Annotated in this window: 17 protein-coding genes; 6 read left to right on the forward strand and 11 right to left on the reverse strand. The window is 58.1% G+C overall.

Annotated features, from left to right (window positions below; translation table 11 throughout):
* Positions 1–96 precede the first annotated feature (96 nt).
* Together M4951_RS08455 and M4951_RS08460 are read right to left on the reverse strand one after the other, a co-directional pair.
* Positions 97–1,401, reverse strand: coding sequence for a DUF1501 domain-containing protein (locus tag M4951_RS08455; RefSeq protein WP_262026043.1), 1,305 nt, complete (start codon positions 1,399–1,401; stop codon positions 97–99).
* 558 nt (positions 1,402–1,959) lie between these two features.
* Positions 1,960–2,565 (reverse strand): nitroreductase family protein, encoded by a 606-nt coding sequence (locus M4951_RS08460; protein WP_262026044.1) that lies wholly within the window; start codon positions 2,563–2,565, stop codon positions 1,960–1,962.
* Positions 2,566–2,689: 124 nt separating this feature from the next.
* Between M4951_RS08460 and M4951_RS08465 the strand changes: the two genes are divergently transcribed.
* Positions 2,690–5,788 carry a VWA domain-containing protein gene (locus M4951_RS08465; RefSeq protein WP_262026045.1) on the forward strand — a complete coding sequence of 1,033 codons (3,099 nt, stop codon included), beginning with the start codon at positions 2,690–2,692 and terminating at the stop codon, positions 5,786–5,788.
* 292 nt (positions 5,789–6,080) lie between these two features.
* Here the strand turns inward: M4951_RS08465 and hpnE are convergent, their stop codons facing one another.
* From hpnE to hpnC, 3 genes are read right to left on the reverse strand one after another with little or no spacing between them, the layout of a single operon-like run.
* Positions 6,081–7,514: a hydroxysqualene dehydroxylase HpnE gene (hpnE, locus tag M4951_RS08470; RefSeq protein ID WP_262026046.1), complete on the reverse strand. Its 1,434-nt coding sequence runs from the start codon at positions 7,512–7,514 to the stop codon at positions 6,081–6,083.
* Positions 7,514–8,401 (reverse strand): phytoene/squalene synthase family protein, encoded by an 888-nt coding sequence (locus tag M4951_RS08475; RefSeq protein ID WP_262026047.1) that lies wholly within the window; start codon positions 8,399–8,401, stop codon positions 7,514–7,516. The genes hpnE and M4951_RS08475 overlap by 1 nt, the downstream gene beginning before the upstream one ends.
* Positions 8,398–9,357 (reverse strand): squalene synthase HpnC, encoded by a 960-nt coding sequence (gene hpnC, locus M4951_RS08480; protein ID WP_262026048.1) that lies wholly within the window; start codon positions 9,355–9,357, stop codon positions 8,398–8,400. Before hpnC ends, M4951_RS08475 begins: the two co-directional genes overlap by 4 nt.
* Positions 9,358–9,468: 111 nt before the next feature.
* Between hpnC and ispH the strand changes: the two genes are divergently transcribed.
* Complete coding sequence (gene ispH / locus M4951_RS08485) at positions 9,469–10,410, forward strand: 4-hydroxy-3-methylbut-2-enyl diphosphate reductase (RefSeq protein ID WP_262026049.1); 942 nt, start codon at positions 9,469–9,471, stop codon at positions 10,408–10,410.
* A gap of 153 nt (positions 10,411–10,563) precedes the next feature.
* Here ispH and M4951_RS08490 read toward each other — a convergent pair whose 3' ends face one another.
* Positions 10,564–12,738: a hypothetical protein gene (locus M4951_RS08490; RefSeq protein WP_262026050.1), complete on the reverse strand. Its 2,175-nt coding sequence runs from the start codon at positions 12,736–12,738 to the stop codon at positions 10,564–10,566.
* A 60-nt stretch (positions 12,739–12,798) separates the two neighbouring features.
* A complete protein-coding gene (locus M4951_RS08495; protein WP_262026051.1) occupies positions 12,799–13,716 on the reverse strand; it encodes a YybH family protein in 918 nt (305 codons plus the stop codon).
* A 219-nt stretch (positions 13,717–13,935) separates the two neighbouring features.
* On the opposite strand from M4951_RS08495, the gene M4951_RS08500 reads away from it, so the two are divergent.
* Both M4951_RS08500 and M4951_RS08505 read left to right on the forward strand, forming a co-directional pair.
* On the forward strand, positions 13,936–14,478 hold the full coding sequence (locus M4951_RS08500; RefSeq protein ID WP_262026052.1) for a hypothetical protein: 543 nt from the start codon (positions 13,936–13,938) through the stop codon (positions 14,476–14,478).
* A gap of 210 nt (positions 14,479–14,688) precedes the next feature.
* Positions 14,689–14,925, forward strand: coding sequence for a winged helix-turn-helix domain-containing protein (locus M4951_RS08505; RefSeq protein WP_262026053.1), 237 nt, complete (start codon positions 14,689–14,691; stop codon positions 14,923–14,925).
* A gap of 35 nt (positions 14,926–14,960) precedes the next feature.
* Here M4951_RS08505 and M4951_RS08510 read toward each other — a convergent pair whose 3' ends face one another.
* The 4 genes from M4951_RS08510 to M4951_RS08525 all read right to left on the reverse strand — a co-directional run bounded on the left by M4951_RS08510 (position 14,961) and on the right by M4951_RS08525 (position 22,989).
* Positions 14,961–17,099, reverse strand: coding sequence for an alpha/beta hydrolase (locus M4951_RS08510; RefSeq protein WP_262026054.1), 2,139 nt, complete (start codon positions 17,097–17,099; stop codon positions 14,961–14,963).
* A 147-nt stretch (positions 17,100–17,246) separates the two neighbouring features.
* Positions 17,247–20,540, reverse strand: a complete 3,294-nt coding sequence (locus M4951_RS08515; RefSeq protein ID WP_262026055.1) for a hypothetical protein — start codon at positions 20,538–20,540, stop codon at positions 17,247–17,249.
* A 4-nt stretch (positions 20,541–20,544) separates the two neighbouring features.
* A complete protein-coding gene (locus tag M4951_RS08520; RefSeq protein ID WP_002652177.1) occupies positions 20,545–20,967 on the reverse strand; it encodes an ExbD/TolR family protein in 423 nt (140 codons plus the stop codon).
* 153 nt (positions 20,968–21,120) lie between these two features.
* Positions 21,121–22,989 carry an FAD-dependent oxidoreductase gene (locus tag M4951_RS08525; protein ID WP_262026056.1) on the reverse strand — a complete coding sequence of 623 codons (1,869 nt, stop codon included), beginning with the start codon at positions 22,987–22,989 and terminating at the stop codon, positions 21,121–21,123.
* Between the two features lie 460 nt (positions 22,990–23,449).
* On the opposite strand from M4951_RS08525, the gene M4951_RS08530 reads away from it, so the two are divergent.
* Positions 23,450–25,024: a glucan biosynthesis protein gene (locus M4951_RS08530; RefSeq protein ID WP_262026057.1), complete on the forward strand. Its 1,575-nt coding sequence runs from the start codon at positions 23,450–23,452 to the stop codon at positions 25,022–25,024.
* On the forward strand, positions 25,012–25,422 hold the full coding sequence (locus M4951_RS08535; RefSeq protein ID WP_262026058.1) for a hypothetical protein: 411 nt from the start codon (positions 25,012–25,014) through the stop codon (positions 25,420–25,422). The genes M4951_RS08530 and M4951_RS08535 overlap by 13 nt, the downstream gene beginning before the upstream one ends.
* The last annotated feature ends 53 nt before the right edge of the window (positions 25,423–25,475 follow it).

Consider the following 25,475-nt stretch of genomic DNA (forward strand, 5'->3'; position numbering starts at 1 on the left):
CGCGGCGCGGGGTTCCCTACAGAACCGCCGCGCCGGCGCGTTTTTTCTACAAATTCAGGCCAGCAGAGCCAGTTATTCGGCCAGCAGACCCATTTACTAGGCCAGTAGGCCTTGTACGACCTTACCGCCGTCGACGATTTCGATCGGTCGACCGCCTGGGGCCATGAGTTCTTTGTCGGCGACGATGCCCATCAGGTGGTACATCGTGGTCGCCAGATCTTCCGGGCGTACCGGATCGGTTTCCGGTTCGCTCGCGGTGGCGTTCGAGGTTCCGTAAATCTGGCCGCCGCGGATACCGCCGCCGGCCATCGCCACGCTGAATACTTTTGGCCAGTGATCGCGGCCAGCGTCTTTGTTGACCTTCGGAGTACGACCGAACTCGGACGAGACCATCACCAACGTTTCGTCCAGCAGGCCGTTGCGATCGAGATCGCGAATCAAGGTCGCGTAGGCCTGATCGAAGCTGGGCATGGTTTTACGCATGCTGCCGCTGATGTTGGTATGCATGTCCCAACCGCCGTAGGTCAAAGTGACCATGCGGACGCCTGCGGCGACCAAGCGGCGAGCCATCAACATGCGTTGACCAGCAGTGTTGCGCCCATATTCGTCACGGATCTTCGCGTCTTCAGCGTCAATGTTGAACGCTTCGCGAGCTTCTGGAGCGCTGATCAGGCTATAGGCTCGTTCGTAGAACGTGTCCATCGCGCCGACGGCGTCCGATTCGTTCTTCTGCTTAAAGTAGTCGTTGACCGCATCCAAGGCCGAGCGGCGACGCGAGAAGCGAGCTTCATCGACATTACCCGGCAGGCTCAAATCGCGAACTTTGAAACCGTTCGAGGCCGGATCGCCCCCCAAGCTGAACGGCGCGAACGACGAGCTGAGGTAGCCGGTCCCCGCGAATTCATTCGGTTGGTTCGGAATGCAGACGTACGGCGGCAGGTTGTTCTTCGGACCGTACTCGTGGCTGACCACCGAGCCGAAGCAAGGGTAATTCAAAGCCGGGCTCGGCTTGTAGCCGGTGAACATGTTGTGCGTGCCGCGTTCGTGGGCCGCTTCACCATGGGTCATCGAGCGGATGACGGCGATTTTGTCGGCGACTTGAGCCGTTTTCGGCAAGGTCTCGCTGAAGAATTCGCCGGTGTTTGTCTTGATGGTGCCCATTTCGCCGCGATACTCAATCGGCGAATACGGCTTCGGATCGAACGACTCTTGATGAGCCATGCCGCCCGGCAGGTAGATGTGGATGACGCTCTTCGCCTTCACGGCGATGTTGTCGTATTGCTTGAGCTCAGCGCGAGCTTCGCGAAGGCGGAACATGTCGCTGAGCGTCAGCCCTAGACCGCCGATTGCTCCAATGGTGAGCGCGTTACGTCGGCTTAGCAGATTTCCCTTGCATTGCATCGGATGCTCTCCTGATGTGGTGGGCACGTGAGTACGGAGTGATATGGCGCAGGTGTGAAAAATGGTTTCGCGAAAAAAGCCGCAATCGGCGATTTTGCGATGAGGAATGTCGAATTGTCTTTTCTAAGGACGCAAGGGCAAAAGACGTCCGATCATCCCTGGTGGTTGGCTCGCTGATCGAAATGCCTTTTCGATCGTGGGGGTAAGTTGGTAGGGCCGGATAGGTCCGGTTCAATCGGCGGGGTCGCTTCAGGCTCGAAATAAAGTGCGACTTGCAACCAAAGTTTCGGCCTCAAGGGACGTAAGAGAAGAAGATAACCGTCTTCGCCCGAATTGTCAAAGTAATTCCGACGTTTTGCCGTCGTTCGCCAAACGGCCATGAGATGCTGTAACTTATTTATTTTCAGTGGTTTACATTGCGTTTACGCTCGGTCGGTTTTCGCTTTTGTATCAAATTCTTCATTTCTGCCCCCTGATTCGGCGATCGGGACTCGCAAGAGCGTGATATCACGAGCTACCAAATGGCCGGTTTGGGGTAGCTAGCGGAGAGCCGGACGCTTACGTGAATTGGTCGCGGATCACCACTTCCTCCGCCGACAACTGACCCGGCTTCGGCCAGGCTGGTTGAATCGCTTTGCCGACCGTAATGAGGTAGCCCAGCACATGCTCCTCGGGCAAGCGGATCACTTCGGCCACTTTTTTCGGGTCATAACCGACCATCGGGCAACTGTCATAACCCATCGCTTTGGCGGCCAGCATGATCGTTTGCCCCGCGATTCCGACGCTGCGCATCGCCTCGTCGCGCTGAAGCTGTTCGTTCCCCTCATACAGATTGAAGAGCAGGTCCGCCAGTTTTTTGCCAACTTCCGGGGGAGATTCTCGCCAGTAACGCTGCGGCTCTAGCGCATGAGCGTTCAGATGGGCACACAGCACAATCACCATCGACGCTTCTTCGACCTGCGCTTGACCGTAAGCGGCGGCTCGCAGTTGTTTGCGGACCTCTTTGTCGCGGACAACCACAAAACGCCAGTTCTGCATATTGAACGAGGTCGGCGACTGGAGCGCCGCGTCCATCAACTTGCGGACCTCTGCTTCGGTCATCTCGTGCGTCGGATCGTAGTGCTTGATCGAGCGTCGCTGGTAAATCGCGTCAAAAGTGTCCATGTCTACCTTGAAAAGATCAGCAGAGGGGGCGAGGTCGGTTGTACGTATTGTACCGCATCGGGGAATTCCCCTTCGACCCCTAGGCGTTTGGCTAGCGAAGTTTGATCTCTTGCGTCATGCTAGAATGCAAGACTCATCTTCATTCAACAGCGGAGCCCATCTCGGCATGTTCAGCGAGATCCGTTTCGATAATCCCTGGTTCTTTTTGCTTTTGCTGCTGATCCCGTTGGTGATCGAGTTGGGGCGAAAGTCACTGTCGGTCATGACCCGATCGCGCGGCGCTGCGGCGATTTTGCTCCGCGTCTTCATCTTGCTATTGCTCATCGCGGCCTTGGCCGAAACGCAAACGTTGCAGCGACACGACCGAATGACGGTCATCTATTTGCTCGATCAATCGCAAAGCATTCCCAGCGATCAGCGTCAGGCGATGGTCGAATATGTCGTCGGCGAAGTCCATGCGCATCGCCGCGAAGAACAGGGAGACCGTGTGGGCGTGATCGTCTTTGGCGATCAGCCGGCGATCGAGTTTCCCCCGACCGACGCTCCCCTTCCCCCATTAAAACGTTTGGCCGCGCTAGCGCTGGTCGAGACGGACGAAACCAATCTCGCCGGCGCGATGCAGCTGGCGCAAGCTTCTCTGCAGTCGGACTCGTCCGGGCGCATCGTGATTGTCTCGGACGGCAACCAGACGATCGGCGATGCGTTGCCGATCGCACGAAGTTTGGCGGCCAGCGGAGTTGGAATTGATGTGGCGCCGATTTTTGCGTCTTCCTCCTCCGCCGAAGTGATCGTAGAAAAGCTAACGACGCCAGAGACGGCCCGCGTCGGACAAACCTTTCAGGCCAGCGTCGTATTGACCAACGAAACGCCTGAGGGGGGCCAGGCGCACACCGCGCGGGGCAAGCTCTCGCTGGTTCGCAAAGCAGGCATGAACGAAGTTGTCCTTGCGGAGCAAGAGATTGAATTGCCGCCAGGCAAGAAAGTATTCGCGTTCGAGAACGTGTTGAATGAAGCGAACTTCTATACTTACCAGGTTCGTTTTACGCCTAGCGACAAACAAGACGATTTGCTGACGCAAAACAACGAAGCGACTTCGTTTGTCAACGCGCACGGCAAAGGACGGATCTTGCTGATCGAAGATTGGGAGCGAACCGGACAGTTTGATCATCTCATTGAGCGCATGAAAGCGCACGAGTTGGACGTCGACGTCCAGCCGAGCAATCAGCTGTTCACATCCATGGCCGATCTGCAGCCGTACGATGCGGTCATCTTGGCCGATGTGCCACGGGCCAGCGGATCGAGCGGCGAAGAGATCACCAGCTTCAGCGATCGTCAGATCGAACTGTTGGTTCGCAACACGCAGCAGTTGGGTTGCGGGCTCTTGATCTTGGGCGGTCCCAGTAGTTTTGGCGCCGGCGGCTGGGCCAACACCAAGTTGGAAGAAGCTTCGCCGGTTCGCTTCACCATTCGTGACGCCAAGGTGGTGCCGGTCGGCGCGTTGATGCTGGTGCTCGACAAGTCGGGCTCAATGCAGGGCGAAAAGATGCAGATGACGCAAGGAGCGGCGCTTGCGGCGATTCGCGCGATGGGCGCTTCTGACTTTGCCGGCGTCATTGGATTTGACGCTCAGGCCCAGCGGATCGTGCCGATTCGCAAGGTCGATAACCCCGGCATGTTTGTCGCCCAAGTTCGCAAGTTAAGCGCTTCCGGCGGAACGAACATGACGCCGGGCGTCGCGCTGGGATTTCGCGAACTGCAAAACGTCGATGCCGGCGTCAAGCATATGATTGTCTTGTCGGACGGACAAACCGAACCAGGCAATGTGGCCCAGATCGCCAGCGACATGAAAAAGATGGGCATGACCGTCAGCGCCGTCGCGGTCGGCTCCGACGCCGATCAAAAATTGATGGCGACCGTCGCTAGAAATGGAGGCGGCAAGTTTTACGCCGTCAACAATCCGAAAGCGATCCCCCGAATTTTTATGCGAGAAGCACGCCGCGTGGCGCAGCCTCTGGTGAAGGAGGCGCCAGGCATGTCGCCGGCTCTCTATTCGTCACATGAAATCTTGCAAGGCGTCAACGGCATGCCCACCTTCGATGGATTTGTCATGACGACGGTCAAGGATAGTCCGCTCGTCGAAGTTGGATTGGTTGCGCCGATTCCGGAGAAGCATCCCGAAAACGCCACTTTGCTTGCAAGTTGGCAGTATGGACTGGGACGAACCGTCGTCTTTACCAGTGACGCCGGCGCACGTTGGACCAATCGCTGGACCGAGTGGGAAGGCTACGACAAGTTCTTCATGCAGATGTTGCGTTACGCGATGCGACCGGCCGGTGATCAAGCCGATTTCGCCGTCGCAACGGAAGAAGCGAACGGCAAAGTCAAAGTGATTGTTACGGCGCTCGATACGGCGAAGGATGACGTCAACTTCCTGAGCGTTGTTGGCGCCGCCGTCACGCCGGGCATGGCGGCGGAGAATTTTTCGCTAACCCAAACCGCTCCAGGGCGATACGAGGGAAACTTTCCGGCTCGTGATTCGGGAAGTTACTTTGTGTCGATCGCCACCGGCCCCGGAAAGCCGGTCTTGCGGACCGGCGTCAACATCAGCTATTCGGCCGAATTCCTGCACCGCCCGACTAATCTCCATCTCCTTGAGCAGATCGCTGGCAACGTGCCGAAAGGGGGCGAGCCAGGCGCCGTCATTCGCAACGCGACTTCCGACTTAAGCGCCGATGGACGCGTCGATACGTTCCGCCGCGGCTTGCCGGCGGCGATTAGTTTGCAGCAGGCCTGGCCGTGGGTGTTGGTGTTAGCGGCCGCCGCGTTTGTCGGTGATGTCGCGTTTCGCCGGATCACGATCGGCTGGGAATGGCTGATCGCCGTGCGACGTTGGCTCGGCTTGAAATTGCAAGGGGACGAAAAGAAAGCCGACGATCGGCTTGAGCGACTGCGGGCCACCAAGCAACGCGCTTCCGCTTCTTATCAAGCGACGGCCCGCTTCGAATCGCCGGAGCTAATGGAGCCGGAAGTCAAGTCACGCGTCGCCCCTTCGTTGCACGAGGAAGATTCGCAGCCTCTTACCGAGCAAGAAACGCAACTGGCCGGCGGCGAGTCCGAAGGAGAAGACTACGTCACTCGGCTCTTGAAAGCGAAGCGACAAGCCCGAGAAGCGGCTAGCGAGACGAATGATCCCTCCGTCGATGACGACGATTTCTTTTCGTAGTCGTTTTCTCTTCGTAGCCCGCCTCGCAAGTTTTGAGGCTTTGAAGTTGCGCTATTTCGAATCCATCGAACACTAGCCCGCCAGCGCCAGCGAGGGAATACGGCTGGCCACTTCAATCCGGGTTAGGATCGCCAACTCTATTCCCTCGCTGGCGCTGGCGGGCTAGTGTGACGATTTTCGGTGGATTCTGGCCTTATTTTCCCCTTCCTCATCCGTGGCTTGGTCGTGTTCCATCCTTGTTACTGAAAATAGCGCAACTTCAAAACGAGCGCAGCAATCTCGTGTTTCATCTCTACCGAAACAGCTTCCGGCAAAGCCAGGCGTGCGGCAAGTCAGGCGTCACCAGTTGTTCTTCGCGACCATATCGGCGGAGCAGCGCTTCGGCGGCGAGTCGGCCGCTGCGGATGGCTCCTTCCATCGTGGCGGGCCAGCCGGTCTTCGTCCAATCGCCGGCTAAATAGAGGCCGGCGACCGGCGTCGATTGCGGAGGACGTATGGCTTCCAACCCAGGGACTGCGGAAAAGACCGCCGCCTTTTGCGTAATCACGCGGGCAAACAGAGGCGTTGCGGCGACTGGCCAGAGCTCGGCCAGTTCACGCGTCACCGCAGCGATGATCGCCGCCTGATCGCCGGACGGCAGATCGTGCGACGCGCTGATGACTACTTGGTAGTAGTAGGCGGAGGTTTGACCGTCATGCGGCGACGTCGCTGCGCCGTGCGCGAAGAGCCACTGACTGGTTCGATCGAGCAGAACCGCATGCGGCAAATCGGTGATCGGCTTTTCAAACCAGAGATGAACGCTAGTGATCGGGGCATAGTTGATCTGGTCGACGCGGGCCAGATCTGGGACCTTTTCAAACAAACGGGGCGCCAGCACCGCTTTGACGCGACGACCTGGAATCGCCAACACGACGTTTTCAAATTGCAGAGTCGCTTCGTCTTTCACCGAAACGCTGAAGCCGCCGCCGACCGATTTTCGAAAGACTTCGTCAACCGGCGACTCCATCTCGATGCGAACCCCGCGATCAAACAGATGGCGAGCGATTCCCTCTTCGTAGATCTGCCCCAGCGGCGCCGCCGGAAGGTGTAAATCGGCCGCGTGATGATGCGCCAAAAATCCATCGATCATCACTTTGCGAGCGGCGGCGACCGATGTTTTCTCGATCGAATCTCCCAAAGCGCTAACCAAAATGATTTCCCAAAAGCGATGAATAACGTCGGCCGCTTGCTTTTGCTCACGCAGCCAAGGTCCCACGCAAAGCGACTCGGCTTGCTCTTCCGAAAGTCGCGCCATGCGGCGCAGCGCTGTGCCGATACCGAGCCGCTGTCCCATCGTGAGATAACGTTGGCGCCAGAACGCCGGAGCCAGATGCAGCGGAGCCGGCAATGCTTCGACCGGCGCAAAAGGATACGTTTTCCCCTGGGCGTCAATGAAGTGGAGCCGGCGCTCACGACGAAAATAGGGAGCGACGCCGGTTTGCGCGCAGAAATCGAGAAAGTTGGTGCAACAGCCCATCGCAACATGCTGGCAATGATCAAAGAGTCGTCCGGTCGCTTCATCTCGAAACGAACCTGCACGCCCCCCCAGATAGCGACGCGATTCGAGCAACGTGACCAACATGCCGCTACGTGACAGCGCTTCGGCCGCCGCGAGTCCGGCGAGTCCGCCTCCCACGACCGCGACCGAAGGCCGGTGCGTCGCTTCACTTCGTTTGCCAGACTTCATCAGCGTTGGACCGTCGTCGGAGTAGAAAAATCAAAGAGTTGAGACAGCATCAACGAGGTGACGATCCGCATTTTCTTCCAAGAACCGACCGAGACGCGCTGTCGCAGCACGGCGGTTGGATCTTGTGCGATGCGAGCGAGCAATCCTCGGTAGGTGCAAAACATCGCCGGAAAAATCTTGCGGCCGTCGGCGTGCAGCAGCGACTGCAGCGACTCCGCTTCGTCATAAAACTGCGCGGCCCGCTCGATTTGAAATTGCATCAGTTCGCGAAAGCCGTCGGTCGCGCGACTGGTTGCGAAGTCCTCGATGGAGACGCCGAAACGGGTCATTTCGTCTTGCGGCAAATAGAGTCTGCCGGTCAATGCGTCTTCGTGCACGTCGCGGAGGATGTTGGTCCATTGGAACGCATAGCCGCAGGCAAGCGCCGGTGGAAGCGCCGCTTCTCCCTGAAAACCCCAGACATGCAAACAGGCCAGGCCGACCGCGGCCGCGACTTGGTAGCAGTAATGTTGCGATTCGGCGAATGTGGAAAACGGCTGCGGCGTCAAATCTCGCTCGACGCCGTCGATCACCGCGGTGAGATACTCGATCGGAATTTCGTTGCGGCGGATCGTATCGACTAGCGCCGGCAAACGCAGGTCGCTTGGCGTCTCTCCGGCGAGCGCCGCGTGCAGATCGAACCGCCATTGTTCGAGCGCCCCTTGCTTTACGAGCAGTTCGCCTGGCTGGTCCCCCAGGTCATCGGTCTGTCGCATGAACGCGTAGAGCGCATACATCGCTTGGCTCTTGGGACGCGGCAAGAGCATGAACGACATGACGAAGTTCGAGCCAGATCGCTTCGCCATCTTGCGGCAATAGGCGTAACTGTCGGCGAGCGAGTGAGTCAATGCAACGCCTCCTGCGTAGCGGCGATCGATTGGCGGGAACCGCGCGAAAAGGTGCGCCGCGTTAGGCAACCAAGCAGCAGTTGCAACTTTCGCCATTTACCGATGGTAGGGCGAGACTTCAGCACGTCAAAGTTCTGCCGGCGGATCGCCTGACAGATCGCCAGGCCGCCGGCCAGAAATAGTTCGACATCCAATCGCAATTGCGGCGTGATCTGGTCAATCAAGGGACGGCCCGCGTGTAAATAGCGCTCGGCCCGCTCGACTTCAAATTGCAACAGCTGGCGAAGTGGGGGAGCAGCGACCCGCGAGGAGAGCATCTCCTGCGTCACCCCAAATTTCTGGCGATCTGCTTCCGGCAGGTAAATGCGGCCGATCGCAAAATCACGAGCCACATCTTGCCAAAAGTTGGCCAGTTGCAGTCCGGTGCAGATTGAATCGGAAAGCTCCACCGTTTCTGCGCAGTAGGAGCGCCCCAGATAGAGGACTAGTCGCCCGACCGGGTTGGCCGAATGATTGCAGTAGGTGAGCAGCTGATCATGGGTCGCGTACCGTTTGACCCGCTGATCTTGTTCGAATGCGGTCAGCAGGTCGGCCAATGGCTCGATAGGGATTTCAAACTGACGAATTGTCTCGGCTAGTGCGACAAACACCGGATGCCAGGTCTGACCTCGATAACATGCGTCGAGCTCGGATCTCCACCATGAGAGCAGTTGCAGACTGCGAGCGTCGTCGTCCACTTCGTCGGCCAGATCGTCGGACCAGCGGCAGTAGGCGTAGACATGGGCAAAATGAGGGCGTAATTCTCGCGGCAGCAGCCAGCTAGCGACGGTGAAATTTTCGTAGTGGCTTTTTGTTAGCCGTTGGCAATAATCGGTCGCCGCCGCGAGCGAACAGGGCTCGTGCTGAGAATTGGGACCGTATTGTTGAAGCTGCCGCTCAAATGGTGAATCGGGCACGCGTTACATTCGCCTTGGGCGTTACGGTTCCGGAAGTTGGGGGGAGCAAACGCCGCTATCTGCCGCTGCGGCGATTCAGTATGATGCAATCGTAAGGAGAAGTGCGCTACGATGAAAGTGATCCTCGCCAGTCCCCGCGGCTTTTGTGCCGGCGTCAACATGGCTATTGAGAGTCTCGACCTTGCTTTGCAAGCGTTTGGGGCGCCGGTCTACGTCTATCATGAAATCGTCCACAACAAATATGTGGTGACCACCTTCAAAGAGAAGGGGGCGATTTTTATCGACGATTTGAACGAAGCGCCCGAAGGCTCGACGTTGCTCTTCAGCGCCCATGGAGTTTCGCCCGAAATTCGCCAGATGGCGAAGGACCGCAAACTCTTCGCAATCGACGCGACTTGCCCGCTGGTGACCAAGGTTCATCTCGAAGCGATTCGTTTCGCCAAACAACATTACACGATCTTTTTGATCGGCCACGAAGGTCACGACGAAGTGATCGGCACGATGGGGGAAGCCCCCGAGGCGATCATCTTGGTCGAATCGGCCGAGGATGTCCCCAATCTGCAAGTTGCGGATGACAGTAAGTTGGCCTATCTGACGCAAACGACGCTGTCGGTCGACGACGCCAATCGGATTATCGGTGCGCTTAAGCAACGTTTTCCGCAGGTGATCGGTCCGCCGAAAGAAGATATTTGCTATGCAACGCAAAATCGCCAGGAAGCGGTGCGAATTTTGGCGACCGACGCCGATTTGGTGCTGGTGCTGGGAAGCCAGAACAGCTCGAACAGCCAACGTTTGAAAGAACTGTCGCGGGAGTCAGGCACGCCGGGCTATCTGCTCGACGGAGCTTCCGACTTGAAGCCAGAATGGTTTGAAGGCGTGGAAACGGTCCTCGTCACCGCCGGCGCCAGTGCGCCGGAAGAAGTTGTGCAGGAATGTCTCGACTATCTGGTCGAGAAGCATGGCGCCCAGATCACGCCGCACAGCATTCGCGAAGAGCAGGTACATTTTCCACTGCCGCGCGAACTGCGTGAGAAGGCCCTGCCCAAAGCGTAGGCCATGCCTGCTGCTCTTTCGTGCGAATGTGTTGATGCGCGCAATCAAAACATCCTGCCGCATTTCGGCAGGCACGGCCTACGCTACGCGCGTAAAAAAGCGGCGCCATGGTTTGGGCGATGGCGCCGCTGCGGTTCGTTTTTCATTTCAGTGCTACGGACCAAACGGATCTACGGCGTCAGGATCGGCGAAGCCTGCGTCTGATGCGGCCGGCGCATCTTTGTTTTCCGGCAAGCGAACCAGCATCCAGGTCTGCGTCTTTTCTTCACCAAAGTGAATCAAGAGCGGCGTTTCGTCCTGGGTCAGGTTGTAGATGCCGGTCTCCATAACCGTGCTGGTCTTATCGCCGATCGTCCAAGCGGCGCGTTGTGAATCTTTGTCGACACTCCCCTGCACCGGCAAGTTGGTCTTGGTCTCGGTGTTGTAGTAAGTGCCGGCGATGATCCCGTCTTTGTCGACCGCCAACTGCAGATACATGATCGGATCCCCTTCGTCCTGGTTGGCCAGGGCGAAGACGCCGAGCGGCATCCAGTTCTCACCGTTCTCATCGGTCGGCGGATTGGCGGCGAGCGCTTCTCGACCGACGGCGGCATAGTCGGACGCTTGTTGGGCGTACTGCACCGTCGTCGCGACTGGCGCGTCGTTGATGTAGACGTACTGCGTATCGTAAATCACGTTATCGCCGTAGTAGTAATAACAAGGCGTTCCCCAAGTGTTTCCCCAATAGAACCACGAAGTGAGTCCCACCGGCGTCGACCAACGCCACCAATATCCAGGATACGGGCGATAGTTGTAGAAACCCCAACGGTTGTAGCCGGCGTTGTTCCAACCCCAGAAACCGTAGTTCCAGTTGTTGCGACCGCTCCAGTAGTTGTAGCGATTGCGGACGTGGTTACCGCGATTCTGCCAGTGGTTCCAATGGGCGTCGTGTCCAGGTCCATGAGGATGATTAGGTCGAACCACATTCCCATTACCGGGACGATTCGGACGATCACCGTTTCCAGGCCGATTCCCGTTGCCAGGCCGATTCCCGTTGCCGGGTCGATCGCCGTTGCCGGGTCGATCGCCGTTGCCGGGTCGATCGCCGTTGCCGGGGCGATCGCCGTTTCCAGGCCGATTCCCGTTTCCGGGCCGATCGCCGATGCCAGGTCGATCACCGATGCCAGGTCGATCACCGTTGCCGGGTCGATCACCGTTGCCGGGTCGATCGCCGTTTCCAGGCCGATCGCCGATGCCAGGTCGATCGCCGATGCCAGGTCGATCACCGATGCCAGGTCGATCACCGACGCCGGGCCGATCACCGACGCCGGGGCGATCACCGACGCCGGGGCGATCACCGACGCCGGGGCGATCACCGACGCCGGGGCGATCACCGATGCCGGGGCGATCACCGATGCCGGGGCGATTGCCGTTGCCGGGGCGATTGCCGTTGCCGGGACGATCACCGATGCCGGGGCGATTGCCGTTGCCGGGGCGATTGCCGTTGCCGGGACGATTGCCGTTGCCGGGACGATTGCCGTTGCCGGGACGATCACCGTTGCCGGGGCGATTGATGTTTCCAGGAAGAGTCGTAGGTCGTTCTCCCGCTCCTGGGCGATTGGGGCGATTGGGGCGATCTAGATTTCCGAGACTGGGTCGATCCAGGTTCCCTAGGCTCGGTCGATTGGGCCGAGTCGTATTGCCAGGCTGGGTCGTTGGCCGATTGGCGCCAGGTCGGCTGCCGGTGATGCCGAGAAAATCGTTCAGCTGCGAATTCGAGGGACGCCCCTGGAATCGACTGCCGCCGCTACTCTCGAAATTAGGTCGCGCCGAGATATTGGGCCGGCTGCTGTTGGAATTGCCGGGACGCGAAATTCCTGGGCGACTGTTGTTACCAAGCGAAGGACGATTGTTACCAAGCGACGAGCGATCGAGCGTCGGCAGAGAGTTCGGACGATTGGAGGTTGTCGGCCGATTGAAGCTGGGACGACTAGAAACCGCAGGCCGGCTTCCAGCGGGGCGACTGCTGCTTGGCAAGCTAATCGAAGGTCGGCTCGTGGAGGGACGACTCATCGACGGTCGGCTGACAGACGGGCGGCTCATTGAAGGGCTTCGCCCTGCTCCGCCAAAGTTGGCGCCGGCGCGGGATCCCCCTCCAAAGCTTCCACTGGGGCGAGCGCTCATACGCGATCCGCCGCTAGAGCGTCCGGCGCTCATGTGACCACCGCCCATGCGGGCTCCGCCGCCATGGCCTCCTCCTCCGCCGCCAAAGCCGCGGGCCAAGGCAGCGCTGGGAAGCACCATCGCCGCTACGATAAATCCGGTCAAAAAAATATTTCGAGCGTGCATGACGCGCCTCATGTTGGTTGGGTTGTTTGTCCCGGCAAGTTGGACAAAAAGTATCCAGGGTTATTCTTCGGGCTGCCGGACCACATGAAAAGGACCAAGATCAGGAAGCAGCTCGCCGTCGAGCGTGCGAGAGATCGATCGTGATTCATATTTATCGTCCGCTGTGCGACGCATGGTGCGCAGTGACGAAGCCTTGCCGCCGTCGGGTAAAACGCCGGTAGCACGCACGAACCAGCGTCCGTTCTCTTCGGACCATTTCTCTTCGGCGAATCCGCCGTCTGAATCGAACACCCAGCCGCGAATACATTGTTGGGCTGGATCCCAGCCAATGACTTCAGTCCCGTCCAGATCAACCACATCGGACACATAGACTTTGAAGGAACGGATCAAGAAGCATTCATTCTTGCTCCAGCGTCCCATTGTCTCGACGGTCGCTCCTTCTGAATTGTCGACCCAGCGGCCGACGAGCCAAGCCAACGGCTCCAACTGCTGACGGGCCGTAGAAACTTCCGGCTCGCTTGACAGCTGGTCGCTAATGATCGTTTCGTGAACGCTATCTAGTTTCCAAGCGTCTTCTTCTTTGACATGGATTGCGGTGTAGGACAGCAGTTTTGGCTCTTCGCCGGAATGGGATATGCGAGCGGTTCCTTCTTCGACGGCGACATCGGGCTTTACGAAGCGAATCGAGTCGATTTCAACGGTCAATTTCGGCAGGTTACCCAGCTCGCAGCGTTCGGCGAATTGGCGCCGGATTGCGTCTCGGCCCACCACTTTCTCGCCGGTCGTACGGCAAAGATATTCGGCGTTTTTCGCCCAATGTTCTGCGAGCCGGTCAGGATCGGCAGCATTATAGGCAGCGATATACGAGACGACGTTCGCCGTGATTTCCTCCTCGGCGGAAAGGGGGTCTTCCGCTTGAATGATGCCAAATGTCAACATCGCCAGGCAAATTGCCGTTAGAAACGTTTGCGCCTTCATAAATGTCCACCTTTTTCGCCGGTATTCGTCAAACCAACTAGCTTATCCACTCTGATTTCTACGACCCGCAACGAATCAATCCAATCGATTTCTGAAGAATTCCTGGAGAAACGTTCCCCTCGAACCGCAGAAATGCGCGTAGAATGCTCCAGATGCGGCGAAATTAGAACCTATGATTGAAAAACCTATCTCGTCTTCTTTATGCGGGACACGCAAGTCATGAATCGTACATTTGTTTGGGCCTCGGCCGCTCTGTTGGTTACGGCCTCGTTTTGCGGCGCGGCGAACGCGCAAGTCGCTTATTACGCGGCGCCAGCGGTTGTCGCTGCTCCGCCGGTCGTTGGTTATGTGCCGGAACGCCGTGGACTGTTTGGTTGGCGAACCTCGTATCGCCCGGTTTACGGCGCCTATGCGGCGCCGGTCGTCGCGGCTCCGATCACGACCAACTATTACGCTCCTGCGTATGCCGCTCCGATTACTACCAATTACTATTCGCCGGCGCCGAGCGTCGTGACGACGAATTATTATTCGCCAGCTCCGACCACCACCTATTACGGCGGTGCGACGTTGGCCGCTCCGACTACGACGTATTACGGGGGAACCGCGGTTGCTGCGCCCACAACCACCTACTATGGCGGTACCGAAGTGGTTAGTCCGACAACGACCTATTACGCTCCGACAACGTCGTTCTATGGTTCGGCCCCCTCAGCAACGCCGACGACGACCTACTACGCTCCGATGCAATCGATCATCGTTCCGTAGTCCATAGCGGTCATGGGCCGCGATCAACGCAAAACTGAACGCGACGAGTTTCTCTCGTCGCGTTTTTTTACGCGCTGCGCGAAAGGAAGTCCCCAGGAAATATTTGAGTAATGCGGGCGACATTCGTTATAATCAGCGCGCCCCACGTCTGCATGTTCATCGACGCACATTGCGAGAATTCGCCTGCGAGGGAAAACTATGACGACTGCGATGTCTACGGACTCGGCCACGTTCGAATCGATTGCACGAATTGGCGAAACGGCCGGCGCTATCTGGTCAACACTGCATGCCGATGGTCCGATGTCACTGTCGCGACTGGTCAAACAGGTCGGCCTGCCGCGCGATCATGTGATGCAGGCGATCGGTTGGCTCGCCCGCGAAGATAAGCTGGCCTTTGAAGAAAGCGGACGCAATAAGTTGGTCTGCCTGCGCGAAGCGACGGAATAAAGTCGCTGAATCCACAAGGGGGCCCCAAGTCAGCGCTAAGGACGCAAATACCAATAGCGCTGCTCATTATCGATTTGCTGAGCAGTCAAGCCAAAACGCTGTTCGGCAGGCCGATCATCGCGGATCACTTGGATCAGGTCCTGGAGAAGATCACGGCTATCGCCGTAGTATCCATGCCCGAGCCAGTCGGTGTCGATCATCGAGCAATCGATCGTCTCGACTCCGGCCATCACCACCGGTTCGGGAAAAACGTCTCCTAAGCGACTGTTATTGTGTAACTGGCCCGAAACCATCAGCGCCTTATCGTTCGCGGACGCATACAAGGTGATCGGCAGATTGAGTTCTCGGACCGTTTCCGCCAGTTCGCTGCGGAATTGGCGGCGGTCGATATCAGGCGCGGCCAGCACCAAGGAATCAAGCGACGTCAGAACCGGCGAGCGATCTGCATGCAATTGCCGGATGCTTTCATGAATGATGCGCGTGCCCATGCTGTGCCCGATGAGATGAATACGGACGTTGGGGAATGGTTCGCTGATCGTTTTCAGCATCTCTTGAAACGGGTCTTTTGAGAGTTCGGCGTTGTCTTCATCGGCCAGATATCTGCTCAGGTCGCCGTGTGAGGGCCAAGAGAAAAAGAAGGCCTCGCCTTGAATGTTCAAGTCGACTTTCAATTGAGCCGTTCGCTTGGCGGCCGCTGCAAAAGGAACATTGTAGCCGTGGACGAATACTAAGATCTCTTCCGGCTCTCCTTGGGCTTTCACCTCGTCGATGATCGATTCCGACGAAGTCGGCTCGACCGAGGTGATGATGAAATGCTTTTCGGGATTCGCCGCTTCTTGAAATCCGAGAAAGCTGCGGGGTTCATTGATCTCGCCGGGCAGTCGATCGACAGGAACGGTGACTTCGCATCTTCCCCACGCAACTTCGCCGCTTTCATCCAACACATTGCCGAAGTAATCTTCTGGATCTGCGGATGCACTTTTCGCATTGCGATCGACCAGAGCGAAGAGACCGGCGGCAAGCACGAGAATCGACGCTGCGGCGACAGCGACCGACGATAAGAGTCTCCACCCTTTCTGCATGGTGAAAAAAGTGAGGGTTGCTGTTAAAACGCCGATGATCGTAAGGACCGCAATGACGTCCGCCTGACAGATCCATTGGACAAGCCGGCTGGATAGCGAGCTTGATTGTTCGCCGGGGAGTCGATTGGTCGCATACCATAGTTTGACGGGGACATAGCCGCTGGGAGCTAGTCTGGCCGCAGCGCCATACTGAACCAGTGGAATCGTGTGTACGGATTCGGCGTCGGTCGTCAGCATCAATTCGTTGTTGGCGCTGACGTTCGCAAATCGAAGTTCGGACATCGGCGGAACTTGAAACGTATGCACCGGCCGCCAGTCCTGACTGCTATAGATGGTCGCGACGCCGGGACGCGTGAGGGTCAAAAGGTCGCCGCTTTCCAAAAACTTCAGATACCAAACGTCATCCAGCATCCCCAAAATGAAGTCGAGCGGCTCTTGCTGGACAAGATCCCAGATCTGCACTCCGCCAAATCGACTGGCGACGGCGACCAAGCTTCGAGCTTTGGAGACGTCAAAATCAATCGCTTCCCCGATCGGCAGCGATGTGAGACTCTCGCCGGCGCCCACATCGACCAATTGCAACGACTCGCCTGATTGAAAACCAGCGAGCGAGAGATCGTCATACAACTTGAGATTCGTCTTGAAGTCCGGAAAGGTTTGGACTGGGGTAGCAGTCTTGGAAGTGACGTCGATCAGCGTATAGTTTCCATCGGCGTCTGCGAGGAGAGCCCTGCCCTTGCCGGCGGCGAACAATTTCCCCTGCACTGGCGCTGGGAGAAGAAACTCGGAGTCGGTCGCGCCGTCGCGCAATAGGCGCAACTGCCCATCGCGATCCAGGATCAGCGTCGCCGAGAGATCACGCAGCGGAACCAGATCGGCGATCGGTTGCGCGAGCGCGGCCAGACTCTCTGGCTGTCCGTTCTCGACGTTCGGGTTAAATCGAATCACTTCTCCTTGGTCGGAAACGACCAAGGTTGCGCCCGCACCGGCATCGATGGTTCGAACGATGGGAGAATCAAGCGGGAGCTTGATATGTGATTGCCCTTGGGCGACGGCCAGACCCACTTGCGCCGTGAGAAAAGCAATCGCCACGAAAAAATAGCCCCGTCCCCAGAATTGCCGCTGCACGGATTGACTCCCGTTATGAATCCCTTTCGTATCGCATTCACTGCGATTCTCCCCTATTGGAAGGGGGAGTGAAAGCTGGATCTCTAACGAAGCGTAAAAAGAAGCGGCTTGTTACTTCGCTGCGTCTACATACAGCGGCAAATGCCGGTGATGGACTTCCAGTGACAACAAGTTCATGGTCGTTACGTAGATGCGCCCGGCGTATTCGCCCCAGCGATCTGGGATCGGGCCTTCCGGTTCCCAACTCCCGGCCAGGGGGCCGTCGACCAATTGCGACTCGACGAGCATCGGCTCCAGCCGGTTGTTCCAGGCTTGCCAGTATTCGCCTTTCATGTGGAACATGACCTGGGTCGCGTAATACCAATAATAGGTATCGCGCTGCGGTTGTTCGCGGTTGCCGACTTCCGGCAGATTGGCCAACAGGTGCTCGGCCCCTTGTTGCATGACTTCGGTTTCGCGATTCGATCCCATATAGAGTCGCATCAGCAGACCGACCGCGGTCATCGTCTTGGACGGGTAAAGGCCGTGGCGTTGCTCGGCATTATTGATCGCGTCGGGATTGTAAACGAACAACGCTCCGCCATCGGGCTTATAGGCGGCTCGGGCGAGCCAGCGATTGATTCCGTTGTAGGTTTGCGGCGACGTGTCGAGCCCCGCGAGTTGACCGCTTTTCAGGGCCATCGTCATCCAACCGCTGACCGACGTATCGCCGCCGACTCCAGGGATGTACCGCCAAGCGCCGACCGACGTATCTTGCGACTCGGTAATAAAGTTGATCGCTTTTTGGGCCGGCTCACGCAGGTTGGCGTCCTGCGTCATGCCGTACGCTTCGCACATGGCAATCGATGCGATGCCATGGCTATAAAGCCAAGCGTTGGAATTAGAATAGTTGTCCATCCGCACATAGAGGTCGCCATTTTCCTGCTGGTTTTCGATCAGGAAGGTGAGCCCCTTGCGGACTTCGTTTTGGTACTTGTCGTCCAAGTGATGGTAGCCGGCGCCCATGAACGCGAGCAGCGCTAGTCCGGTGGCGGCCGTGTCCGAATCCATCCGCGAGCGTTCGTTTTGATACGCGGCGACATGTTCTGGCTGCGTCAGCGGGAAGTTCTTCAGGCTCCAACTGCCGTTCGGCATTTGGTGGCGAGCGAGAAACGCGAGACCCCGTTCAATCGCTTCACGCACTTCGGGCGAAGGTCCGTCGGCGCCTTCGCCGGCTTCTTCTTCCCGCATCATCCGACGACGGAACGCTTCGGTCGGCATCGCGATCGCCGACGAGATTTGCGGCAGTCCCGACCGAGAAGCGCGCACCGGGAACTGCGTCATGTTGATCGAAAGTTGGGGAGCTTCGTTGCTTTGCCGACGTGCGACCGTGCCGACTGCCGGCGCCATGCGATCTCCCAAGCCGCCGGCGCCTTCGGCCGCGTTGACTTTGACGATCGAAGCCATTCCAGCGCCGCGTCGCTCGATGCTTGGGCCGGCTGATCCCGGAGCGAGCGATCCGCCGGATGGTCCGCCGCTGCCGCTGGACGTGGCGCGAATATCGCCCCCCATGCCTGGAGCGTCGCCGGCGATCATCACGGCGCTGGGGCCGCTGCCGGCGCCGCCGCTGCGGCCAAAGGTTGCGCCGCCGATACTTGCCGCCGCCGCGAGTGATTGTCCCGATCCGGAATCGCCGCCGCCGGCCCGCGATCCAATCGCGCCGCTGGCCAACCCGGTCGTTCCCATCGTTCCCGAGACCCCTTCCCCGGAGCCTGTCGCCGATCCGCCGGGCACGCCAGAAGACTCGCGGCGGCCGATCTCGGTCATGCCGCCGCTCGAACCGGAAGCGAGTTGCGGTCCATCGGCGTTTCCACTGCTGCGTCCATTGCTGCGCATGGCTGAGCCGGCGATTTCGCCATCGAGCGAAGCGGAAGCTCCCGGCGAGAGTCCGCCGCCGGTACGTCCTGCTTGTCCGCCGGTTTGGCCTCCGCCTGAGAGAGCCGATTCCAAGGAGGGAGAGCCATCGCTCGTGGCGCGGCGCAATGTTCCGTTGGATGCGAGTCGCACGACTCCCAGTTCAACGCCGCCCAACATTTCGCCGGCGGCGCCATCGTCGCCGGCTCCGGCGCCTGCGGCGCTGCGGCCGATGTTGGTGGCGGCGCTCGACAATTGACTGGGATTGCGCGAGCCGGCTTCGGCGGCGTAGTCGAGTTGTTCGGCGAATAGCGACGCCGTCGGATTTGCGCGGGCTCCGCTGGCTCTCGCAATTTGGGCGGAAGAAGCAGGCGCGATCTGGCTTGCCGAGGAGGCCGCGGCTTCGGCTCGCGACATGGCGCTGCTTGGCAAAGCGGAAGCGGCGTTATTGGCCGCTGCGACTTGCGACTGTTGCGGACTTGAAGCGGCGGCCGCCGCGCTGCTGCGAGCGCTGGAAGTTTGCTGCGCCGTCGGAGCGACCGGTTGGTCCGACATCCGCTGGACCGCGAGCGCTTGTGCCGACGCCGAAAGGGTCGGTTCGGCTGACTGGCGCTCAAGCGGCGCACTGGACGCGGCAAGTTGCGGCTGTTGTTGAGAAGTGTCGCGGCGATTCATTTGGGCGGCGGTGGATGCGGCCGCTTCGATTTTGCTCTCTTGGCGAGATTGCGTCGCCGAGTTTTGCTGACGCGACATTTCTGCGACGGCGGCCGAGGTTTGCGGTTGCTGCGGATCGGACTGGCGCTGGACTTCGATCTGCTCCGGCTGCTGTTTTGGCGTTTCCATTTCGGCCGAATTGCGACTCAGCTTTGAAGGCATCTGCTGCAACGTCTCGGCGGGCGCTTGCTCTTGGCGAGCAACTTTGGTCGGCGTGTTGGGTGTCGCTTCACGCTCCATTTCCGGGTCGACAGTCGGTTGGTTTTCGCGGCTCGGCTGTTGCGGATCGATCTGACGCCTTTCGACCTCTTTTTGATCGGGCTTCGCTTCGTCGGCTTCGACCGGCTTTTCATAGTCTTGCTGCGTCTCGTTGGTCGAGTCCCATTGCGACGGATGGTAGTCAGGCAAAATCACCGGATCGCGCCGCGCCTGGCGACGCGTTGCGGCGACGTCCTCGCCTTGCGGAACGCTGACCAAGTCGAGCGCCACCATCCCGACAAACAGGCTCAAGTGCATGATCAAGCTGAGAATGATCGAAAGTTGAATGCCGCGGCGAATCGCTTGCTGTTCTGAAAACTTGACCAGCAAAAAACCGAGCACCAGCAATACCGGAGCCAGCGCCATGTAGAACTTGGCGTTGAAATACCACTGCGGGTGGTCCCAATCGAACAACGCCTGACTGACGGCGGCGAAGTAGCCGGCCAGCAGCGCAAGCGAACCGTAAACCGGCCAGCTGCGCTCTTCCCACGCACTCGGCTTGCCGCTATCTGGTTTTCGAGGTCGATTCGTTTCTGGCATGAAGTCAGTCAATGCGCTCAGGCGCGGACGTGGTTAACGAGTAGTTCGTCAAGTGAACCTTATTGCAGGCGTTCATCACGCTAACCGGAAACTCCAACCGGCATCGTCGGTCAGCGCGAATAATCACCGCGGCGTCCGGATTGTTGGCGGAGGTTTGCTGCAATATTTTCTCGACTTGCTCCAGCGAGACGAAATCGCCCTGCACGTGATACTTGCCGTCGGCGTCGATATTGATGATCAACTCGCGCGGCTGAGCGATCAACGGCTGCGCTTCGCTGGCGGCCGGCAGCGCTACTTCCAGCTTGTAGTCTTCTTCGTCAAACCGCGTCATCACCATAAAGAAGACGAGCAACAAGAACACAACGTCGATCAACGGAGTAATGTTCAACGCCAATAAGGCGGAGCTTTTTTTGACTTTTACCGCCATGGGCGAGCGACTACTGCATTTAGGTGGGGCGCAAAGGTTGGATTGGTCCGCGCAAAGGGATTGCTTTCGATTGTCGCAACCAACCGCAGAATGAGCAAGGTTTTGTGAAGAGCGATAGGCGAAAGTTATGAGCTTTCGCAAAAATATCGCCCCTTAGCGGTTATCCTGCGTACTTTGGTGCGCTGCGCGAATGAACTCCCCACGCGTTGTCGCTGCGGAGAGCTTCTTGCCGGTAACCCCATGTTGTGCCGCTAACTCTTGCCAGGCTTGACGCAATCGGCCGTCAAGCGGCTGATCCAACTCGACTGCATGTTGTGGGAACGCCGCAAAGTATTGTCCTCGCAAATGCGGCCCCCGCTTGCCGTACTGGTCAGATTTAATCTGGTGCAGGCCATGCAATCCTCCTAGCGATCCCCACCACTGCACCGCGGCGAAGTCGTCATGGTCGCGCGGGACATCGCTCACATAGAGAGTCGCCGCGCCGGTTGCATGCAAACGCTTGCGAATCGCCGCCGGATCAATCGATTGCACCGGCAAGTTTTCTTCGATCGCAATGCTGGCGGCGACCCCGGCCGCTTCTCCCAAAGAGGCCCAGATCGGTTCGAGCCGAAGGGCGCAGAACCCGACGTGCGAAGCCGACATGGCGCAAGGAACCAGCAAGTTGGGATGTTGCTTGGGCAGGATGACGCCGTATGGAATCTGGTAGGGAGCAGCCAACTGATAGAACTCGCCGGTATGTTTGCCGCCGATCGTCGGCCCCTCATGATCGGTTCCGTGGCAGTTGGGGCCGTAGTCACCCATCGCAATCGCGTGGGGCGCAAAGCGACTGCGAACATCGTTGGCATCGGCTTGACTAACATCGGCTTGAGTAAAGATAGTCTTCCCCTTCATTCGCCGCGCTTCCCGCACATAGAGTTGAACCGGCAGATGATGGTTGTCGACGAACTCGTCGCGACAGAACCCAAACTCACGCGCGCCAGCTTGAATATCGGCCGGCACTTCGGCGTCGTTCTGGAGGAAGTACAGGATGCCGACATTGTGCCGAACATGGGCGGCGAAGATCTCTTCACGGGTTACGGCGTCGCCGGTCGGCCAGGCGTTATTGATCTGCGGCAGCGAAAGTCGGACGACGCCGCGCGACATGTCATTGATATCAAACTTTCCATTGGGAAGGTTCGGGTCTTGGACTTTGTAGATCGCCGCGGTCGTGTGTCCCTCGGTCATGCGAAATGCGGCCGACTTCAGTTTCTTGGTTTCCAGTAATTTCAGGAGCGGCAAAAAGTCATTCCGGTCGTAACCTTCCGGCTTGGCGGCCAAGACGCGATTGTCTGGTTGATCGGTCATCGTCAGGCGAAAGTTATAGCCCTGCACGCAGTCGTCACTTTCGGCAGGAGCGAGCGATTCGCCATACTCGGCGGCCGCTTCACGACCGACAGCGAACGGAACGCCGGCGGCGGCCATCAAGTCTCCTTCGTAGGTTCCGTCGATGAAGACTTTTCCCAAGGCGGTCAGTTTTTCGCCCTGACGATCGGTCAGCGTCACCGACGCGATCCGATGATCGTCGCCGACATCGACTTGATCGAGTTGACGCTCGGTCAGCAGCGTGACGTTGGGAAGCTCGGCCAGCATCTGCTGAAAGACCAGCAGGTTGACCCGCGGTTCGGCATGCGTGCCGCCCAACGAGGTTTTCGCTTGAGTGGAGTCGGCGCCGTACTGCTTCTCGTAGTAGGCCAAAACGCGATCGGCGAACTCTTGGTAGAAGCCGGTCAACGCTTCAAAGCTGCGAAAGTCGGGATGGGACAGACCGTTGGTCATCAAGCCGCCCAGACGCGAGGTCGGTTCGACCAGCAATACCGACTTGCCGGTTCGCCCAGCGCTGACGGCGGCTGCAATCCCGCACGGAGTGGCGCCAATGACAACCACATCATAGCGCGGCTCTGCGGGGCGATCCGCCCACGAAATGCAAGGCAGAAGCCCGGCGAGGAAAAGTGACAGGATCGCGGCCGGAACGAATCGGGACATCAGTATATGCTCTCGTTTTCTAGGCGTAGGTGGGGAACGCGTGGGAGGAAGTTGCCTTGTATTCAGGTAGCAGCCAAACGTTTGAGTTGTTTGGTTGCTCATGTTTTTCGCTAGCTGTTGCTCGTTTCCTAGTCGATGTGGTCGCTCGATAGCCAGGCAACGCATCAACCGGAAATTGCGCCAGTTGATTTGGCGGTTAGTTCCAGCAGGTGTTTGCGAAAGACTTCAGAATAGCAGAAACAAGGCAATTGTTCATTCTGCTGCCGTTAAAGGGGATTCAATGGGATCGCCGCGAACATAGCCGACAAACTAAATCTTATTGATATGAAACCTTCGTCATTTTTTGCGATCCCTATTCAATTTCGACCCGTAACCGACTTAACAGGGGCTTGGTAGAACGGATTGTGGCACGACTCTTGCTCTAAGAGCGGCGAACTCTCAGGAACGGAGAAGTTTCCTTATGTCGTCTCCTCTCTTACATTTTGACGCACGCGTTATCCGCCCTGGTTGGCGGAGCGGATGCCAATGGTTTTTGGCCTTGCTGGCGATCGTTTTTTGCCAGACGCAAACGCTTGCCGATCAACGTCTGTTTGGCGTCGCCGCCGGCGAAGCGGCTGCTGTTTCGCCTCGTTTTCAATCGCTTTGGAATGCGGTGGAGAAACGCAAGTTTGGCGAAAACGCCTATCCCATCGTCAACTATGGGCCGTTAGCGGAACTTGGTTATGACGAATATCGCAAGATTGTATATGATCCTGACAAAAAGCAATGGGCCAATAGCGGCACGGCCTGGCGACTCGATTACTTTCATCCCGGCTATATCTTTCGGGAATGTATTCGTTTGAACGAATTTCAAACGAAAGAGGGGAGCGCCGAACCGATCGAAATTGATACGAGCCTGTTTGAGTATCACCAGGGAGTGATCGATCCCAATCATCTAAAAGGGGATCCGATCTGCTACGCCGGCTTTCGGTTGTGGAATCATCTGGAAGCCGGGAAACCCCTTTCGGAAGTCGTTGCGTTTTTGGGCGCGAGTTACTTTCGCGCCGTCGCCGCTGACACGGTCTATGGCGCATCGGCGCGCGGGCTAGCGATCGACTGCGGATCTGCGAAGGGAGAAGAGTTCCCCGTCTTTCGTGAGTTTTGGTTAGAGAAGCCGACCAACGATCAATCGGCGACCTTCTACGCTTGGCTCGACAGTAAGAGCGCAACCGGCTTATATCAGTTCACGGTGATCCCCGGCGAGTGGACACGGATTGAAGTTCGCGCACGTTTGCTGGCGCGCAACGACATCGAAAAGCTGGGGGTCGCGCCGATCACCAGCATGTGGACTTGGGGAGACGGACAAGCGCCGCCCGACGGACAAGAGTTTCGTCCCGAAGTCCATGACTCCGACGGCTTGTTGGCCGAATCGGTCACCGGCGAGTGGCTCTTTCGACCGGTACGCAATCCCGACACGACCCGACTTTCGGCCTTCTACTTACCCGGTGTGAAGGGCTTCGGACTGTTGCAGCGCGATCGCGACGTAAAAAATTATAAAGACAAAGAAGCGAACTATCATCGACGTCCCACCGTTTGGATACGTCCAAAGGGGGCGTTTCCGGCAGGGCGAATCGAATTGTTAGAAATCGAATCGCCAGGCGAATGGATCGATAATCTTGCTACTTTTTGGACGCCTGACGAGCCGATACGATGCGGCGACGTCATTGAGTTGGCGTACTCTATCGATTTTGGTCCAGGCGATCCGGCGGAACATGTCGGCGGCAAAGTCATTGAGTCGCGAATCGAACGTCAGGCGGACGGCGGCACGCAATTTGTGTTGACGTTCACCGGGGTGAAGCCGGAGGCCGATCCCGAATTGATGATTGAGACGGAGCTTCCCTTAGAAAGTCGCACGGATGTGGTCCGGCAAGGAGACCGCCTGATCGCGACCTTTACAACGGCCAGCAAACCTGGTGCAAGCCGAGAAATTCGCGCTTGCCTGAAGGATGGATCCGATTACTTAAGTGAAACATGGAGTTACCAATGTCAACCGTGATTGAGCCTCAGTCGCTGGCTGACGCGCAAGTCGTGCTCGCACGACGAGCGCTGCTCCGGTACGTCGTCGCCAATGGGGTCGACGATCCAGAGCAGGCAGTTCAGACGACGCATGAGTTAGTCGAAGCGGCGCTGCGTCAGATTTCCGACGATGTCGTCGGACGTGATCGAACTCGTTCGATTATTTATTTTGGCGTCCAAGCCTATTTGAAACGCCCTGAATCTCGATTTCACGATGTCGAACGGCTTTCCGCCGTGCCGAATGAAGCCAGTGCGCCGATGCGACTGCAAGATCTGCACGAACCGCCGATCGTCGTTCGTCCCGAGTTCTATGTCGCCGCTTGGCGAAGAACGCAGGATGTTGTTCGTCAACTCGCGTATTCGATGCGGATGTTCTAAGGCACGCAAAGGGCCGCGTGCGAACAACGTTGAACAGGGGTAGAGAGACGCAG

The sequence above is a fragment of the Blastopirellula sp. J2-11 genome (assembly GCF_024584705.1).
In the GTDB taxonomy this organism is placed as follows: Bacteria; Planctomycetota; Planctomycetia; order Pirellulales; family Pirellulaceae; genus Blastopirellula.